This window comes from Streptomyces sp. NPDC043738, assembly GCF_056436545.1.
The window spans coordinates 52,677-71,071 of record NZ_JBWKCJ010000019.1 but is presented as its reverse complement, the minus strand read 5'-3'; the positions used below and the strand labels follow the sequence as shown (position 1 = coordinate 71,071).

The following is an 18,395-nucleotide window of genomic DNA, read 5'->3' as shown; positions in this document are numbered from 1 at the left end:
CGCCCCCCCCCCCCCCCCCCCCCCCCCCCCCCCCCCCCCCCCCCCCCCCCCCCCCCCCCCCCCCCCCCCCCCCCCCCCCCCCCCCCCCCCCGCCGTGTGGGTGGCGTCCGGTCAGGCGACGGTGGACTTGCTGATCTCCCAGAACCGGAAGACCGTCGAGGAGTCCAGGGTCCATTCGAGGCCGGTGACGCCGTCGCGGGCGACCGCGTACTGCTTGCCCTGCCAGATCGGGATGATCGGCACGTCCTTGGCGACGATGTCCTGCAGCTCCCGGAACGCGGCCTTGGTGGCGGCGCGGTCCTGCTGGTCGGCCGTCTTGGGCAGCAGCCGGCCGGTGATGTCGGTGGAGCTGTAGTTGTTGGACAGCACGCTGTCCTTGCCGAAGAACGGCTGGGTGAAGTTGTCGGGGTCCGGGTAGTCCGGGACCCAGCCCTTGACGTAGACGCCGAACCGGCCGTCGCGCACGCCCTTGTCGTAGTCCTCGGTGGGCACCGAGCGCACCTTGGCGTCGAACAGGCCGCTGGCGTTGAGCTGTTGGGCGATCTCCTGGAAGGCGGGGACGGTGCCCGGCCCGAAGCGGTCGGGGGTGGCCCACAGCGTGAGCGGCACCTTGCCGTTGAAGCCCGCGGAGCGCAGCGCGGCCTTGGCCTTGTCGGGCTGCGGACGGTCGCCGTAGGTGTTGAAGAAGGAGGTGTTGTGGCCGGTGATGCCGGCCGGGACGATCGAGTAGAGCGGCTCGGCGGTGCGCTGGTAGACGTCCCGGACGAGCGTGGAGCGGTCCAGGAGGTAGGCGATCGCCTTGCGGACGCCCAGCTTGCCGGCGACCGGGTCCTTGAGGTTGAAGACCAGGTGCATCACCTCGGCGCTGCCGCCCTCGATGACCTTGGTGCCGTGCTGCTGGTGCAGGGAGGCGCCGTCGAGGTGGGCGATGTCCTTCATCGACAGGCCTCGGTAGGCGAGGTCGACGTCACCGCTCTGGACGGCCTTCTTGAGCTTCTCGGGGGCGTTGAAGAACTTCACGGTCATCCCGGAGTTCTTGACCTTCGCGGGGCCCTTGTAGGAGTCGTTGACGGAGAAGACGGCCTGCTGGCGGCCGTACTCCTTGAGGGTGTAGACACCGGAACCGGTGGCCTTGCCGTCGGTGCGGAGCCGGTCGGCGGGGTACTGGGCGTGGTCGACGATGGAGCCGGCACCCGAGGCGATCTTCATGGGGAAGGTGGCGTCGGGCGTCTTCAGGCGGAAGACCACGGTCTTGGCGTCCGGCGTCTCGACCTTCTCCAGGGCGGAGAACATCACGGCGGGGCCGTTCTTGTCCTTGATGCGCTTGGTGCGGTCGAAGGAGTACTTGACGTCCTTGGACGTCAGCGCGTCACCGTTGCTGAAGGTCAGGCCGTCCTTGAGGGTGCAGCGGTAGACCTTGCTGTCGGTGTCGGTGAAGGAGCAGCTCTTGGCCGCCTCCGGCTCGGGGGTGGTGCCGCCCTTGGGGAAGCTCAGCAGGGACTGGAAGACGTTGTTGAACAACAGCCACGACCCCGGGTCGTAACCGGCTGCGGGGTCGGTGGCCACGACCTTGTCCGTCATTCCCATGACCACGGGCTCGCCGGTGCCGGCCGCTCCCGAGTCGTCCGTGCCGCACCCGGCGAGCGCGAGCAGAGCTGTTGCCAGCCCCGCTCCGATCGGGGCGGCCAGCCACTGGTCACGCTTCCTCACTAAAAGTCCTCACGATCTGGGTGGTGCCTGTCAGGCCGCGGCGGAGAAGGCCGCGGCGGGGGTTGTGCGGTGTGGTGCGGATCCGCCGGCTCAGTCGGCGACGCCGCGGCCGAGCTCCCAGATCTGCAGCGTCGAGGAGGAGTTCAGGGCCCACTCGATGCCGGTGATGTCATCGCGGGCGGCGACGTACTGCTTGCCCTGCCAGAGCGGCAGCAGCGGTACGTCCTCGGCGATGATGTCCTGCACCTGCTTGAAGTCGGCCGCGGCGGCGTTGCGGTCGGACTGCTGGCGGCTGGACGGGACCAGCTGGGACTCGATCTTGGAGTTGCGGTACGGGGAGCCGAGGAAGTTCTGCTTGCCGATGAACGGCGCGACGTAGTTGTCGGCGTCCGGGATGTCGGGGAACCAGCCCATGTTGTAGACGCTGTACTTGCCGTCCAGCGACTCGGTGCGGAACTGCTGCCAGCTGTCGATGCCCTTGATGCTGACGTCGAACAGCTTGGTGCGGTTCAGCTGGCCCTGCAGCGCCCGGACCTCCTTGACGGTACTGGAGCCGTAGTGGCCCGTGGTGTACGTCAGGGTGAACTTCACGGGGGTGGTGATGTTGGCCTGCCTCAGCGTCTTGCGGGCGGCCGCGGCGTTGGGGTTCCCGTACTTGTTGAAGAACGAGTTGATGTGGCCGGTGAGGCCGGTGGGAACCATCGAGAAGAGCGGGTCGCCGGTGTAGGAGTAGACGTTGCGCACCAGGTCCGAGCGGTTGATGACCTGCGCCATCGCCTGCCGCACGGCCTTGTTGGAGACGACCGGGTCCTTGGTGTTGAAGGCGAGGTAGCGGATCTCCTGGCCGGGCATCTCCTGCAGCGCGATGTGCTGGTCGCGAGCCTTCTCCAGACCCCTGACCTGGTCGGGCGACAGCCCGCGGTTCATCACGTCGACGGTGCCCTTGCGCAGCGCCCGCTCCGTGGACGCGGAGTCGGTGAAGAAGCGCATCTCGACCTTGTCGTTCTTCACCTTCACCCCGCCCTTGTAGTCGGGGTTCTTGGTGAAGAGGGCCTTGGTGACGCGGTTGCCGCTGCGCTCGATCTTGAGGGTGTACGGGCCGGAGCCGACCACGTCGAAGCCGCTGTAGAGGCGGCCCTTGGGGTACACCTCGGGGTCGACGATCGACGCGGCGGGCGTGGTGAGCTTCTGCGGGAAGGTGGCGTCGGGCTTGTTGAGGTGGAAGACCACCTCGGTGTCACTGGGCGTCTCGACCTTGTCGATGCCCTCGAGCAGCGACACCGGACCATTGGTGTTGTTGATGGTCTTCATGCGCTCGATGGAGAACTTGACGTCCTGCGCCGTGAGGGCATGTCCGTTCGAGAACTTCAGGCCGCTGCGCAGCGTGCAGCGGAACTGCTCGTTCTGGGTGTCGCGGAACCCGCAGGACGAAGCCGCCTCGGGCACCGGCGCGGTGCCGCTGCGCGGCAGCCGCAGCAGCGTCTGGAGGGTGCCCTGCAGCACGTTCCAGGCGTCGATGTCGTAGGCCTGGGCCGGGTCGAGGGGCGCCGGGGCCGCCTTGGTGGCCTCGATGGGCGTGGCCACGCCCACGACGATCGGATCGCCGCCTTCACCCGCGCCGTCGGTGCTTCCACAGGCGGCGAGAACGGGGGCAAGTAGACCGGCCAGCGCCGGCAGCACCAGGGTCTTGCGATTCATCGTGGGCAGGTTCCTTATCAGCGCAGCAGTGTTGCTCGCGACGACATTAGTAGGAACGGCCAGCCGCGCTGAGACACAAAGGAGTTGAAACGATATGGCACCTGGATAGCGATGCAGGGTGGTCGATATTCGGACGGCGGAACGTTTCGCGCGTTGCTCCACCAATCCGGACACTTACCCCCGTAGGAACCACCGAAGAGGGCCCCTGGAGCAGCTGCCGGGCCCGCTGTCGACGGCCAGGCACGTGAGAAACGTCACGCGTTCAAGGGACCGTGGCGATGCACCAATTCGGTCAGTGTATTCGTCACGGAAAATGAGCGGGCCGCTGCCCTCAGTTCCGTCGGCTTTCCCCGGTGACACGCTCAGTGCACGCCGCCGCGGCTTTCCGTGATGAGCGCCCGGAGAAATGGCAGATCGACTTCTTCCAGCGAGCGGACGACCGTACGGCCGACGGCCGGCGGGATCGGTGTCACCGAGGGCACCGCCACGACCGGGCAGCCGGCCGCCTCCCCGGCCGTCACACCGGTCAGGGTGTCCTCGACGACGGCGCAGCGCGCGGGGTCCGCGCCCAGCCGCGCGGCGGCCGTCAGATACGGGTCGGGGTGCGGCTTGGTGCGCGCCAGGTCGTCGCCCGCGAGCGTCAGCCGGAAGTTCTCCGCGCCGAGCGAGTGCAGCATCTGGTCGACGATGGCGCGGTGCGAGGCGGTGACCAGCGCCGTGGGCACGCCGTGGGCGGCCAGCTCGGCGAGCAGCCTGCGGGCGCCCGGCATCAGCGGCACGCCCCGCTGGATCCGGGCCAGGAAGGCGGCATTGAGCAGCACGCTGAGTTCGGGCAGGCTGATGTCGACGCCGGTGACCTGGATCAGGTAGTTGGCGCTGCGCGTCATCGGGCCGCCGACCACCACCTCGCGGTGGGTGTCGTCCAGGATGTGGCCGAGCTCGGCGAAGACCTGGGCCTCCGCCTCCCACCAGAACCCCTCGGTGTCGACGAGGGTGCCGTCCAGGTCCAGGAACACGGCCTGCAGGGTCGCGGCTTCGGCCGTTCGGGTGCCGACTGCGGGGATGCTGCTGGTCATCCGTCCACCTCCACTGCGACTGTCCCCGAAGGGACGAAAGGGCCGGTCGTCATCCCCGGCTGGGGGGAAACGACCGGCCGCTACCGGACCGACCAGTGTACGACGGTGTGCGCCGGAATGCGTGGTGACACAGGTCAGGGCCGTCGGGGGATACCCGGACGGCCCTGACCGCTACGCGGAGTCGTCGTGCGCCTACTGCTTACTACCGCGCGTTGAAGTACTTGGCCTCCGGGTGGTGGATCACGATGGCGTCGGTGGACTGCTCCGGGTGGAGCTGGAACTCCTCGGACAGCTCGACGCCGATCCGCTCCGGCCGCAGGAGGTCGGCGATCTTCGCGCGGTCCTCCAGGTCGGGGCAGGCCCCGTAGCCCAGGGAGAAGCGCGCACCGCGGTACTTGAGCGCGAACATGTCCTCGACGTCGTCGGGGTCCTCACCGCCGAAGCCCAGCTCGGCCCGGACCCGGGCATGCCAGTACTCGGCCAGCGCCTCGGCCAACTGGACGGACAGGCCGTGCAGTTCGAGGTAGTCGCGGTAGGAGTTGGCCTCGAACAGCTCGGCGGTGGCGGCGCCGATCTTGGAGCCGACGGTGACGACCTGCAGGCCGACGACATCGGTCTCGCCGGACTCCTCGGGGCGGAAGTAGTCGGCCAGGCACAGCCGGCGGCCGCGGCGCTGCCGCGGGAAGGTGAAGCGGGTGCGCTCGGTGCCGTCCTCGTGCAGCAGGATCAGGTCCTCGCCCTTGGACACGCACGGGAAGTAGCCGTGCACGACGGCGGCTTCCAGGAGGTTCTCGGTCTGCAGCTTGTCGAGCCAGCCGCGCAGCCGGGGGCGGCCCTCGGTCTCCACCAGCTCCTCATACGTCGGACCTTCGCCGGTACGCGCCTGCTTCAGGCCCCACTGCCCCTTGAACAGCGCGCCCTCGTCCAGCCAGGAGGCGTACTCCTTGAGCTGGATGCCCTTGATGACGCGGGTGCCCCAGAAGGGCGGGGTGGGCACGGGGTTGTCGACGGCGACGTCGGAGCGCACCGCGCCCTCGGGCTCCTGGACCTCCAGGACGGCGGTGTCCCGCTTGGGGACCCGGCGCTGCTTGAGCTCGGGGAGGGCGGCGCCCGGTACACCGCGCTTGACGGCGATCAGGGCGTCCATCAGCCGCAGGCCCTCGAACGCGTCCCGGGCGTAGCGGACCTCGCCCTCGTAGATCTCGTGCAGGTCCTGCTCGACGTAGGCGCGGGTGAGGGCCGCGCCGCCCAGGATGACGGGGAAGTCGGCCGCCATCTTGCGCTGGTTGAGCTCCTCCAGGTTCTCCTTCATGATCACCGTGGACTTGACCAGGAGTCCGGACATCCCGATGACATCGGCCTTGTGCTCCTCGGCGGCCTCCAGGATGGCCGAGACCGGCTGCTTGATGCCGAGGTTGACGACGTTGTAGCCGTTGTTCGACAGGATGATGTCGACGAGGTTCTTGCCGATGTCGTGGACGTCGCCGCGGACGGTGGCCAGCACGATGGTGCCCTTGCCCTCGTCGTCGGACTTCTCCATGTGCGGCTCCAGGTGGGCCACCGCGGTCTTCATCACCTCGGCGGACTGCAGCACGAACGGCAGCTGCATCTGCCCGGAGCCGAACAGCTCGCCGACGACCTTCATGCCCTCCAGGAGGGTGTCGTTGACGATGTCGAGGGCGGGGCGGTCCTTGAGGGCCTCGTCGAGGTCGGCCTCCAGGCCGTTCTTCTCACCGTCGATGATGCGCCGCTGGAGGCGCTCCTCCAGGGGGAGGGCGGCCAGCTCCTCGGCCTTGCCCGCCTTGAGGGACTTGGCGGTGGCGCCCTCGAACAGCTCCATCAGCCTCTGCAGCGGGTCGTAGCCCTCGCTGCGCCGGTCGTAGACCAGGTCGAGGGCGACCTTGACCTGCTCCTCCTCCAGCCGGGCGATCGGCAGGATCTTCGAGGCGTGCACGATGGCCGAGTCCAGGCCGGCCTTGACGCACTCGTCGAGGAAGACGGAGTTGAGCACGATGCGGGCGGCCGGGTTGAGGCCGAAGGAGATGTTCGACAGGCCCAGGGTGGTCTGGACCTCGGGGTGGCGCTTCTTCAGCTCCCGGATGGCCTCGATGGTGTGGATGCCGTCCTTGCGGGACTCCTCCTGGCCGGTGCAGATGGTGAAGGTCAGGCAGTCGATGAGGATGTCGCACTCACGGATGCCCCAGTTGCCGGTCAGGTCGGCGATCAGCCGCTCGGCCACGGCCACCTTGTGCTCGACGGTGCGGGCCTGGCCCTCCTCGTCGATGGTCAGCGCGATCAGCGCCGCGCCGTGCTCGGCGGCCAGCGCGGTGACCTTCGCGAAGCGCGACTCGGGGCCGTCGCCGTCCTCGTAGTTGACGGAGTTGATGACCGCACGGCCGCCGAGCTTCTCCAGGCCGGCCTGGATGACGTTCAGCTCGGTGGAGTCCAGCACGATGGGCAGGGTGGAGGCGGTGGCGAAGCGCCCGGCCAGCTCCTCCATGTCGGCGACGCCGTCCCGGCCGACGTAGTCGACGCACAGGTCGAGCATGTGGGCGCCCTCGCGGATCTGGTCGCGGGCCATCTCCACGCAGTCGTCCCAGCGGCCCTCCAGCATCGCCTCGCGGAACTTCTTCGAGCCGTTGGCGTTGGTGCGCTCGCCGATCGCCATGTACGAGGTGTCCTGGCGGAAGGGCACGGTCTGGTAGAGGGAGGCGGCGCCCGGTTCGGGGCGCACCTGGCGGGTCGAGGGGGTGACGCCGCGTACCCGCTCGACGACCTGCCGCAGATGCTCCGGCGTGGTGCCGCAGCAGCCGCCGACCAGAGACAGGCCGTAGTCGGCGACGAAGTTCTCCTGGGCGTCGGCCAGCTCGCCGGGCGTCAGGGGGTAGTGGGCGCCGTTCTTGCCCAGTACCGGCAGGCCCGCGTTGGGCATGCAGGAGAGCGGGATGCGGGAGTTGCGGGAGAGGTAGCGCAGGTGCTCGCTCATCTCGGCCGGGCCGGTGGCGCAGTTCAGGCCGATCATGTCGATGCCCAGCGGCTCCAGCGCGGTCAGCGCGGCGCCGATCTCGGAGCCGAGGAGCATGGTGCCGGTGGTCTCGACGGTGACCGAGCAGATCACCGGGAGGTTCGTCCCGGTGACCTCCAGGGCGCGGCGGGCACCCAGGATGGCGGCCTTGGTCTGCAGCAGGTCCTGGGTGGTCTCCACCAGCAGCGCGTCCGCGCCACCGGCGATCATGCCCTCGGCGTTCTGCTGGTAGGCGTCGCGCAGCGTGACGTAGGGGGCGTGACCGAGGGTGGGCAGCTTGGTGCCGGGGCCCATGGAGCCGAGGACGTAGCGCTGCTGGCCGGTGGAGGCGGTGAACTCGTCGGCGACCTCGCGGGCGATCCGGGCGCCGGCCTCGGAGAGCTCGTAGACGCGCTCGGGGATGTCGTACTCCGCCATGGCGGCGAAGTTCGCGCCGAAGGTGTTGGTCTCCACGCAGTCGACGCCGACCGCGAAGTACTCCTCGTGCACCGAGCGCACGATGTCGGGCCGGGTGACGTTGAGGATCTCGTTGCAGCCCTCCAGCTGCTGGAAGTCCTCCATGGTCGGGTCCTGCGCCTGCAGCATGGTGCCCATGGCTCCGTCCGCGACGACCACCCGCGTGGCGAGTGCCTCGCGGAGGGATTCGACGCGGGACGTGCTGATGGGCGATGGCGTGTTCGAGGCCATGGAGATGCTCCCGTGGTTGCGACGGCTGTCGGCTTTGCACCCTCCTTGAGAGGGCGCACCCGGCCAGCGTAGCTGCCGGTCCGGTACACGTGTTCCCCGTTTCACGCCGTGGACAGCACGGCACCACCCCCTGTCGTGCACTATCCGCGATCGTTGGCAGACTCCGGTTCGCTCACAAAGAACAGCAGGTTCGCTGACTGAAGTCGGCATGGGCCGATATCGTTCAGCATTGTCGAACCGCATACCTCGGAGGTTGCCCGATGGCACGGACCATCCAGTCACTGGAGCGCGCCGCCGCGATGCTGCGGCTGCTCGCAGGGGGGGAGCGGCGGCTGGGGCTGTCCGACATCTCCTCCTCCCTGGGACTGGCCAAGGGCACCGCCCACGGGATTCTGCGCACGCTACAGCAGGAGGGCTTCGTCGAACAGGACGCCGCCTCGGGCCGCTATCAGCTGGGCGCGGAGCTGCTGCGGCTGGGCAACAGCTACCTGGACGTGCACGAGCTGCGGGCCCGCGCCCTGGTGTGGACCGACGACCTGGCCCGCTCCAGTGGCGAGGCGGTCTACCTGGGCGTGCTGCACCAGCAGGGCGCGCTGATCGTGCACCACGTCTTCCGCCCGGACGACAGCCGGCAGGTGCTGGAAGTGGGGGCGATGCACCCGCTGCACAGCACGGCGCTGGGCAAGGTGCTCTCGGCCTACGACCCGGTGGCGCACAGCGAGGTGGTCGAGGCGGACCGGGAGGCGTTCACGCCGCGCACGGTGACCGGGCTGGGGGACTTCGAGGGCCTGCTCGATCTGACCCGGGCGCGCGGCTGGGCCGCGGACGTGGAGGAGACCTGGGAGGGGGTGGCCTCGGTGGCCGCGCCGGTCCACGACCGGCGGCGGATGCCGGTGGGCGCGGTGGGCGTCACGGGCGCGGTGGAGCGGCTGTGCCGCGACGGCGAACTGCGGCCGGAAATCGTCGCTGCTGTGAGGGATTGCGCACGCGCAGTGTCCCGTGATCTTGGCGCAGGGCGATTCTGACCGGTTTCACCCCTTAAGTTCACCTAAGTTTTTGGCCAAAGAACCCTTGACGGGGTTCCCACGGTGAACAAAACTGCCGTTCGTCGGTCGGCATTGTCGAACACCTAACGACAATATTCGCTATGGTGAGCATTGCCGCGGGACCGACCACCGCCCTCTCGGAGGGTGCGGACCACCGGAGGGACCCGGGGTTCGCCTTCCCCTGGACGAAGGACAAAGGAGTCGCGGGTGTCCAGCTCCGACATCTTCATCAGCGAGACCATCGGTACCGCTGTTCTGCTTTTGATGGGTGGCGGCGTCTGCGCCGCCGTTACGTTCAAGCGCTCCAAGGCGTTCAACGCCGGATGGGTCGCCATCACCTTCGGGTGGGGCTTCGCCGTCCTCACGGGTGCCTACATCGCCGCGAAGTCCGGCGCACACCTCAACCCCGCCGTCACACTCGGCCTCGCCATCAAGGGCGGCATCGAGTGGAGCCAGGTGCCGGTCTACCTGGCCGGCGAGCTGCTCGGCGCCATGATCGGCGCTGTGCTGGTGTGGATCGTCTACTACGGACAGTTCCGGGCGCATCTGACCGACCCCGAGGTGCTGGCGGACCACTCCAGCGAGGAGGGCCTGGTCGACCCGAAGGCCGCTCCCAAGGCGGGCCCGGTGCTCGGGATCTTCTCCACCGGCCCCGAGATCCGCAATGTCGCGCAGAACCTGGCCACCGAGATCATCGCCACCGTCGTGCTGGTGCTCTCGATCCTCACGCTCGGCCTGAGCGACAACGGCAAGGGCGTCGGTGTGATCGGCACGCTGATCGTGGCGCTGGTCGTCGTCGGCATCGGTCTGTCGCTGGGCGGTCCGACCGGATACGCCATCAACCCGGTCCGCGACCTCGGTCCGCGTATCGTGCACGCGCTTCTGCCGCTGCCGAACAAGGGCGGTTCAGACTGGGGCTACGCCTGGATTCCGGTCGTCGGCCCGCTGATCGGCGGGGCCATCGCCGGGGGCATCTACCAGCTGGCGTTCGCCTGAGCCGCCTGACCGCCCCGCCGCCCGCACAGACTTCTTGGAGCACACCATGAGCGACACCCACACCACCGCCTCCCACGGGCACGGCCCGTTCATCGCGGCCATCGACCAGGGGACGACTTCCAGCCGCTGCATCGTCTTCGACAAGGACGGCCGGATCGTCTCGGTCGACCAGAAGGAGCACGAGCAGATCTTCCCGAAGCCGGGCTGGGTCGAGCACGACGCCGCGGAGATCTGGACCAACGTCCAGCAGGTCGTCGACAGCGCCGTCGAGAAGGCGGGCATCACCGCCGCCGACGTCAAGGCGATCGGCATCACCAACCAGCGCGAGACCACCGTCCTTTGGGACAAGAACACCGGTGAGCCGGTCCACAACGCCATCGTCTGGCAGGACACCCGCACCGACGCGCTCTGCAAGGAGCTCGGCCGCAACGTCGGCCAGGACCGCTTCCGCCGGGAGACCGGCCTGCCGCTGGCGTCGTACTTCGCCGGCCCGAAGATCCGCTGGCTGCTGGACAACGTCGAGGGCCTGCGCGAGCGCGCCGAGCGCGGCGAGATCCTCTTCGGCACCATGGACTCCTGGGTCATCTGGAACCTGACCGGCGGCGTCAACGGCGGCCACCACGTCACCGACGTCACCAACGCCTCGCGCACCATGCTGATGAACCTGCACACGCTGGCGTGGGACGACAAGATCCTTCAGTCGATGGACATTCCGGCCGCGGTGCTGCCGGAGATCAAGTCCTCGGCCGAGGTCTACGGCCACACCGTGGGCGGTGTGCTCGCCGGCGTCCCGGTGGCCTCCGCGCTCGGCGACCAGCAGGCCGCGCTCTTCGGCCAGACCTGCTTCGCCCAGGGCGAGGCCAAGTCCACCTACGGCACCGGCACCTTCATGCTGATGAACACCGGGCACGAGCCGGTGAACTCCTACAACGGGCTGCTGACGACCGTCGGTTACCGCATCGGCGACGAGCAGCCGGTCTACGCCCTGGAAGGCTCCATCGCCGTCACCGGTTCGCTGGTGCAGTGGATGCGCGACCAGATGGGGCTCATCAACAGCGCGGCCGAGATCGAGACCCTCGCCAGCACGGTCGAGGACAACGGCGGCGCCTACTTCGTACCGGCCTTCTCCGGCCTGTTCGCCCCCTACTGGCGCTCGGACGCGCGCGGTGTCATCGCGGGTCTGACCCGCTACGTCACCAAGGCGCACATCGCGCGTGCCGTGCTCGAGGCCACCGCCTGGCAGACCCGCGAGATCACCGACGCCATGACCAAGGACTCCGGCGTCGACCTGACCGCACTCAAGGTCGACGGCGGCATGACCTCCAACAACCTGCTGATGCAGACGATCTCGGACTTCCTGGACGCCCCCGTGGTGCGCCCGATGGTCGCCGAGACCACCTGCCTCGGCGCTGCCTACGCGGCCGGACTGGCCGTCGGCTTCTGGTCCAGCACCGACGAGCTGCGCGCCAACTGGCGCCGGGCCGCCGAATGGACCCCCCGCATGGAAGCGGCCACCCGTGACCGCGAATACAAGAGCTGGCTCAAGGCGGTCGAGCGGACCATGGGCTGGCTCGACGACGACGAGAGCTGACGAGGAGCACATCATGAGCACCCTGCAGAGCGTCCCGGCACTTGGGACGCACCCGGCCCACGGTTCGAACGCGAGCCGCGCCGAAACCCGGGAGCAGCTGTCCAAGGCGACGTACGACCTCCTGGTGATCGGCGGCGGCATCCTGGGCATCTCCACTGCCTGGCACGCCGCACAGGCCGGGCTGCGGGTGGCCCTGGTGGACGCCGGCGACTTCGCCGGCGCCACCTCCTCCGCCTCCTCCAAGCTGCTGCACGGCGGTCTGCGCTACCTGCAGACCGGCGCGGTCAAGCTGGTGGCGGAGAACCACTTCGAGCGGCGGGCGGTCTCCCGCGAGGTCGCACCGCACCTCGCCAACCCCCTGACCTTCTACCTGCCCGTCTACAAGGGCGGCCCGCACGGCGCGGCCAAGCTCGGCGCGGGCGTCTTCGCCTACTCCGCGCTGTCCGCGTTCGGCGACGGCGTCGGCCACGTCATATCTCCGGCCAAGGCGCAGCGCGACGTTCCGGAGCTGCGTACGGACAACCTCAAGGCCGTGGCCGTGTACGGCGACGACCAGATGAACGACTCCCGGATGGCCCTGATGACCGTCCGTGCGGCGGTCGCGGCCGGCGCCACGGTCCTCAACCACGCCGAGGTGACCGGTCTGCGCTTCACCCAGGGCCGGGTCACCGGCGCCGAGCTCAAGGACCGGATGGACGGCCAGGAGTTCGGCGTCAACGCCCGCCTGGTGCTCAACGCCACCGGCCCGTGGGTGGACCACCTGCGCAAGATGGAGGACCCCAACGCGGCCCCCTCCATCCGGCTGTCGAAGGGCGCGCACCTGGTCCTCAAGCGCACCGCCCCCTGGAAGGCGGCGCTGGCGACCCCGATCGACAAGTACCGCATCACCTTCGCCCTCCCCTGGGAGGACATGCTGCTGCTGGGCACCACGGACGAGGAGTACGAGGGCGACCCGGCGGACGTCTCGGTCAACGAGAAGGACACCGCCCAGATCCTGGACGAGGCCGCCTTCTCCATCCGCGACCAGCAGCTGTCCCGCGACCTGATCACCTACTCCTTCGCGGGCCTGCGGGTGCTGCCCGGTGGCCCGGGCGATACCTCCAAGGCCAAGCGCGAGACGGTCGTCACCGAGGGCAGCGGCGGCATGCTGTCGGTCGCCGGCGGCAAGTGGACGACCTTCCGGCACATCGGCCGTACGGTCATGAACAAGCTCGCCGAGCTGCCCGGCCACCCCCTGGCCGACGACATGGAGCCGATCGCGCACCTGCCGAAGAAGCTCCCGCTGCCCGGTATCGCCAACCCCAACGCGGTCGCGCACCGGCTGCTCGTCGACGGCGGCACGCCGGGTCCGCGGATGGCCCCGGAGACCGCGCGGCACCTGGCCACCCACTACGGTTCGCTCTCCTTCGACATCGCCCGGCTGGCGAACGACAACCCGGCACTGGCCGAGCGCATCCACCCGGACGCGCCGGAGATCTGGGCGCAGGTCGCCTACGCCCGGGACAACGAGTGGGCCGAGACGGTCGACGACGTGCTGCGCCGCCGTACGACCCTGATGATCCGCGGACTGGACACGGAGGACGTCCGGGCCAAGGTCAAGGACATGCTGGCGGGCTGACGCCGGCAGCGGGCGGACATCGGCGGCCGACGGGCGGCCGATGTCCCTCCCGGGCGTCGTACGTTCAGTGACGGTGGGGCGGTCCATGAGGGCCGCCTCACCGTCGTTTTCGCGTGCCGTCGCAGGCCGGGGCGGGTGACAGGCCCCGGCGTGCGGTCACTGTCAGTGGCTGCTGCCATGATGTGCACCGGAAAACACAACGGGGGGACGGCGATGGCTCGGCGACGATGGCGACGCGCGGGGAAGTGGACGACCTGGGCGCTCGCCGTGCTGGTCGTACTGCCGGTGACGCTGGCGGTGACGGCGCTGCGCGCCCAGTACGCGGGGGCGGCCGCCCCCGAGACCACGACGCGGGGACGGGACGCCTTCTGGCTCGGGCACGCCTGGGTGGACGGGCGGCGGGACGCCTCCGATGTGGCCGCGCTGCGGCGGCGGATCGAGGGCACCGGAATACGTGATCTGTACGTGCACGCCGGGCCGTTGGAGCACGACGGCACCCTGCCGCCGGCCCGCAGGGCCTACCCGCGGGCGCGGTGGCTGATCGCCGCGGTGCACCGCGAGCTGCCGTCGGTGCGGGTGCACGCCTGGCTGGGCGACCGGCTGGTGTACGAGAAGGGCAAGCGGGGCGGACTGCGGCTGGCGGACGCCTCGGCCCGCGCGGCGATCGTGGCCAGCGCCCGCCAGGTGCTGTCGGACGGCTTCGCCGGGGTCCATCTGGACGTCGAGCCGCTGCACTCCGACAACCCCGACTACCTGCGGCTGCTGGACCGGCTCGGGCCCGCCGTGCACGACCGGGGCGGGATCCTGTCCGTGGCGGTCCATCAGATCGATCCGCTGCCGGGGCTGCACACGGTCACCGGGGCGGTGACCGGCCACCCCAAGTGGATATCCCAGCGGTTCTTCGGCCAGGTGGCGCGCCGCGTCGACCAGATCGCGCTGATGTCGTACGACACCGCCCTGCCGACCGAGGGTCTGTACGGCGGCTATGTGGCGCAGCAGACCCGGCTGGCGCTGGAGGCGACCGGGCCGCGCACCGATCTGCTGATGGGGCTGCCGTTCTTCCACACCGACGACATGGGCCATCACGCGTCGGCGGAGACGGTGCGGGCCGCGGTGCGGGGCATACGACTGGGGCTGAGCCGGGAGGATCCGGGCCGCCGGCGGTTCGGTACGGCGCTGTACGTCGATTTCACGGCCACGGAGGAGGACTGGGCGGCGTACGAGAGCGGCTGGGGACGGCGCGACAGGCCATAATGGCCAGACATCGGATGTCTGAGCGGGACATCTGAGCGGGAATCCGTGGGGTCGTCCGCGCGGACGACCGTGCGGAGACGAGCGGGGAGGTCGGCATGGCGGTCACCGACGAGGCCATCGAGAAGATCAAGGGAATGATCGTCTCCGGCGCGCTGCGGCCCGGCGACCGGCTGCCGAAGGAGAGCGAGCTGGCGGCCGAGCTCGGCCTGTCCCGCAACTCGCTGCGCGAGGCGGTGCGCGCGCTCTCCCTCATCCGCATCCTGGACGTACGCCAGGGCGACGGCACCTACGTCACCAGCCTCGATCCGCAACTCCTGCTGGAGGCGATGAGTTTCGTGGTGGACTTCCACCGCGACGACACGGTGCTGGAGTTCCTCGCCGTCCGCCGGATCCTGGAGCCGGCCGCCACGGCGATGGCGGCCGGCCGGATCGCGGCGGAGGAACTTGACGTGCTCCAGGCCCAGTTGGACGCGCTGGGGCCGAACCCTTCGGTCGAGGACCTGGTCGCCTGCGATCTGGAGTTCCACCGCGGGATCGTCGCGGCGTCCGGCAACTCCGTGCTCTGCTCGCTGCTGGACGGGCTGTCCGGGCCGACCACCCGGGCCAGGATCTGGCGCGGGCTGACCCAGAAGGACGCGGTGGCCCGCACCCTCACCGAACACCGCGCGATCCTCGGCGCGCTGCGCGACCGGGACGCGGAGGCGGCGCGGGCCTGGGCCACGGTGCACATCGCCAGCGTGGAGCAGTGGCTGCGGGCGTCCCTGTGACGTGACCCGGGCGCCCGGCTCCCTGTGCCGTGAGCCGGCGCCCGCCCCGCGCGGCCGCGTCAGACCGCGAATCCCCCGTCCACCGCGATCGACGCACCCGTGATGTAGCGCCCGCCGTCACCCGCCAGATGGGCCACGGTCGCCGCGACGTCCTCGGCCCGGCCGTACGCGCCCAGCGCGGTCAGTGAGGCCTGCAGCTCCGCGCTGTCGCCGTCGGCCGGGTTCATGTCGGTGTCGATGGGGCCGGGGTGGACGAGGTTCGCGGTGATGCCCCTCGGTCCGAGCTCCTTGGCCAGGGTCTTGGTCAGGCCGGTGAGCGCGGCCTTGCTGGTGGCGTAGAGGGTGCCGCCGGGGAAGGCCACCCGCTCCGCCATGCAGCTGCCGATGGAGATGATCCGCCCGCCCCCGGCCAGATGCGCGGCCGCGGCCTGCGCCGCGAGGAACGGCGCCCGGACGTTGGTGCGCAGCACCCGGTCGACGTCCTCCAGCGAGATCCCCTCGAACGGGCCGAGCACACCGACCCCCGCGTTGTTCACCAGGATGTCCAGCCGCCCGAACCGCTCGACGGTGCCGGCCACCGAGGCCCACACGTCCTCCGCGTCACCGCTGTCGGCCCGTACCGCCCAGGCCCGTCCGCCGGACCGCTCGATCTCCTTGACGACCTGCTCGGCCCGGTCCGCCCGGCTCTGGTAGGTCAGGGCCACGGCCGCTCCGTCGGCGGCCAGCCGCAGCGCGATCGCCTCGCCGATCCCCCGGCTGCCGCCGGTCACCAGCGCCACCTTGCCGGTGAGCGGCCGGCTGCCGCCCCGCGCCGCCGCGGTCTTCGTCTGCGCCATCACCTGTGCCGTCATCGTCGTCACCCGTCGCCTTCGTCTCGGTCGGTGGAGTCGCCGGCGCCCGTGGACCCGTGTGGTCCGTCGGGGCGCCGCGCTCTCCGGTACGACTCGATCCTGCGGCCCGGCCGCGGCCTAAGCTGGCGGAATCCGGACGGCGACTCGACGGCCCGCGGCGCCCCGCGGCCGCGCCCCGGGCGGGGCTCCGCCCCCCTCCCCCGCGGCTATGCCACCGCGACCCCGTACACCCGCCCCGCCGTCCCCCCGAAGACGGCCGAGCGCTCCGCCGCGCCGAGCCGGCAGGTGGCCGACTCCGCGAGCGCGACGACGTCCTCGTAGCCGGCGGCCAGGGTGCAGACCGGCCAGTCGGAGCCGAACATCACCCGGTCGGGGCCGAACGCCTCCAGCACATGCCGGGCGTAGGGCAGGATCTGCTGCGGTCGCCAGGCGTCCCAGTCGGCCTCGGTGACCAGCCCGGACAGTTTGCAGCTGACGTTCGGCAGCCCGGCCAGCGCGGTGATCGCGGCCGCCCACGGCTGCCACTCCCCCCGTGCCACCGCCGGTTTCGCGGCATGGTCCAGGACGAAGGACAGCTGCGGCAGCGCGCGTACGGCGGTGTGCGCGGCCGGCATCTCGCGCGGGGTGACCAGCAGGTCGTAGACGAGTCCGGCGTCGGCCAGCACGCCCAGGCCGCGCAGCACCTCGGGGCGGATGAGCCAGTCGGGGTCCGGTTCGTCCTGGACCTGGTGGCGGATGCCGACCAGACCGGCGGGCGGCGCCGCGAGGACCTCGCCGAGCGCCGGATCGGTCAGATCGGCCCAGCCGACGACGCCCGCCACCGGCCCCTGGTCCGCCCCGACGGCGAGCAGTTCGGCGGTCTCCTCGTAGGAGGACGACGACTGGACCAGGATGGTGCCGCCGACGCCGTGCTCGGTCAGGTGCGGGGTGAGGTCGCCCAGTGCGTAGCTGCGGCGGATCGGGTCGGCCCAGGGCCCGTCCATCCACGGCTGCTCGCGCCGGGTCAGGTCCCACAGGTGGTGATGGGCGTCGATACGCATCAGGGGCGCGCTCCCGGCTCGGCGTCACTCGTTCAGGGGCAGCGGCAGATCGGGGTCGAGCAGGCCGCGGGCGACGAGCGTATGCCACAGCTCGTCGGGGATGTCCCGGGTGAACAAGGCGGCGTTCTCGGCCATCTCCCGGGGGGTGGCGGCGCCGACGACGGCCGCGGCCACGGCCCGGTGCCCGAAGGGGAAGCGGAGCGCGGCGGCCTTGAGCGGTACCTCGAACCGGTCGCAGACCGCGGCGAGTCGACGTGCCCGGTCGAGCAGCCCGGCAGGCGCGGGGGCGTAGTCGTACGGCGCGCCCGGTGACGGGTCGGCGAGCAGGCCGGAGTTGTAGACGCCGCCGACGACCACCGAGGTGCCGCGCCGTGCGCACACCGGCAGCAGATCGTCGAAGGCGGTGCGCTCCAGCAGCGTCCAACGGCCGGCGCAGAGCACCACGTCCACGTCGAGGTCGGCGACCAGGCGGGCCAGCACACCGCTGTGGTTCATGCCGAACCCGATGGCGCGCACGCTCCCCTGCGCGCGCAGTTCGGCCAGGGCCGGGAAGCCGGTCTCGTACACCTCGCGCAGATGGTCCTCGACATCGTGCAGATAGACGATGTCGACGGCGTCCACGCCCAGGCGCTCCAAGGACGCCTCCAGCGTGGCCCGGATGCCGTCCGGGGTGAAGTCCCAAGCGCGGGCCCGGGCGGGGGTGTCCACGAAGCCCTCACCGGCCGTCCGCTCGCCCGGCGCGAGCGGCCGCAGCCTGCGGCCGACCTTGGTGGAGAGGGTGTAGGTGGCACGGTCGTGGCCCCGTAGCGCCCGGCCGAGCCGCTCCTCGGACAGGCCGAGGCCGTAGTGGGGTGCGGTGTCGAAGTAGCGGGCGCCGGCGGCGAGGGCGGTGCGTACGACGCCCTGGGCCTGCTCCTCCTCAAGGGCGCGGTAGAGGTTGCCGAGCGGTGCGCAGCCCAGGCCCAGGGGCGGGACGCGGACGCCGGAGCGCCCCAGCTCCCTGGGCCCGTACGGCGGACGGCGCATGGTGTCCTCG

General features: G+C 70.5%; 13 protein-coding genes. 6 read left to right on the top strand and 7 right to left on the bottom strand.

All coding sequences use genetic code 11. The features are described from left to right. Positions 1 to 111: 111 nt before the first annotated feature. The 4 genes from AC0680_RS23980 to metH form a co-directional block, all read right to left on the bottom strand. Complete coding sequence (locus AC0680_RS23980; protein ID WP_478632162.1) at positions 112 to 1,710, bottom strand: ABC transporter substrate-binding protein; 1,599 nt, start codon at positions 1,708 to 1,710, stop codon at positions 112 to 114. A 90-nt stretch (positions 1,711 to 1,800) separates the two neighbouring features. After that, positions 1,801 to 3,408: an ABC transporter substrate-binding protein gene (locus AC0680_RS23975; RefSeq protein ID WP_478632159.1), complete on the bottom strand. Its 1,608-nt coding sequence runs from the start codon at positions 3,406 to 3,408 to the stop codon at positions 1,801 to 1,803. A gap of 362 nt (positions 3,409 to 3,770) precedes the next feature. After that, positions 3,771 to 4,484 (bottom strand): HAD family hydrolase, encoded by a 714-nt coding sequence (locus AC0680_RS23970; protein WP_478632156.1) that lies wholly within the window; start codon positions 4,482 to 4,484, stop codon positions 3,771 to 3,773. Between the two features lie 202 nt (positions 4,485 to 4,686). Then, on the bottom strand, positions 4,687 to 8,196 hold the full coding sequence (gene metH, locus AC0680_RS23965; RefSeq protein ID WP_478632153.1) for a methionine synthase: 3,510 nt from the start codon (positions 8,194 to 8,196) through the stop codon (positions 4,687 to 4,689). A gap of 260 nt (positions 8,197 to 8,456) precedes the next feature. On the opposite strand from metH, the gene AC0680_RS23960 reads away from it, so the two are divergent. The 6 genes from AC0680_RS23960 to AC0680_RS23935 all read left to right on the top strand — a co-directional run bounded on the left by AC0680_RS23960 (position 8,457) and on the right by AC0680_RS23935 (position 15,468). Next, complete coding sequence (locus tag AC0680_RS23960) at positions 8,457 to 9,221, top strand: IclR family transcriptional regulator (RefSeq protein ID WP_478632151.1); 765 nt, start codon at positions 8,457 to 8,459, stop codon at positions 9,219 to 9,221. 228 nt (positions 9,222 to 9,449) lie between these two features. Beyond that, positions 9,450 to 10,238 (top strand): MIP/aquaporin family protein, encoded by a 789-nt coding sequence (locus tag AC0680_RS23955; protein WP_468979865.1) that lies wholly within the window; start codon positions 9,450 to 9,452, stop codon positions 10,236 to 10,238. A gap of 46 nt (positions 10,239 to 10,284) precedes the next feature. Further along, on the top strand, positions 10,285 to 11,829 hold the full coding sequence (gene glpK / locus AC0680_RS23950; RefSeq protein ID WP_478632149.1) for a glycerol kinase GlpK: 1,545 nt from the start codon (positions 10,285 to 10,287) through the stop codon (positions 11,827 to 11,829). 13 nt (positions 11,830 to 11,842) lie between these two features. Next, positions 11,843 to 13,447 carry a glycerol-3-phosphate dehydrogenase/oxidase gene (locus tag AC0680_RS23945; protein ID WP_478632146.1) on the top strand — a complete coding sequence of 535 codons (1,605 nt, stop codon included), beginning with the start codon at positions 11,843 to 11,845 and terminating at the stop codon, positions 13,445 to 13,447. 213 nt (positions 13,448 to 13,660) lie between these two features. Further along, on the top strand, positions 13,661 to 14,701 hold the full coding sequence (locus tag AC0680_RS23940) for a glycoside hydrolase family 18 protein (protein ID WP_478632143.1): 1,041 nt from the start codon (positions 13,661 to 13,663) through the stop codon (positions 14,699 to 14,701). 95 nt (positions 14,702 to 14,796) lie between these two features. Further along, a complete protein-coding gene (locus tag AC0680_RS23935; RefSeq protein WP_478632141.1) occupies positions 14,797 to 15,468 on the top strand; it encodes a FadR/GntR family transcriptional regulator in 672 nt (223 codons plus the stop codon). A gap of 59 nt (positions 15,469 to 15,527) precedes the next feature. Here AC0680_RS23935 and AC0680_RS23930 read toward each other — a convergent pair whose 3' ends face one another. From AC0680_RS23930 to AC0680_RS23920, 3 genes are all read right to left on the bottom strand, one after another. Beyond that, positions 15,528 to 16,319, bottom strand: a complete 792-nt coding sequence (locus AC0680_RS23930) for a 3-oxoacyl-ACP reductase family protein (protein ID WP_478632325.1) — start codon at positions 16,317 to 16,319, stop codon at positions 15,528 to 15,530. A gap of 206 nt (positions 16,320 to 16,525) precedes the next feature. Beyond that, on the bottom strand, positions 16,526 to 17,359 hold the full coding sequence (locus tag AC0680_RS23925) for an amidohydrolase family protein (protein WP_478632138.1): 834 nt from the start codon (positions 17,357 to 17,359) through the stop codon (positions 16,526 to 16,528). Between the two features lie 24 nt (positions 17,360 to 17,383). Continuing rightward, positions 17,384 to 18,385, bottom strand: coding sequence for an aldo/keto reductase (locus tag AC0680_RS23920; RefSeq protein ID WP_478632135.1), 1,002 nt, complete (start codon positions 18,383 to 18,385; stop codon positions 17,384 to 17,386). Between the last annotated feature and the right edge of the window lie 10 nt (positions 18,386 to 18,395).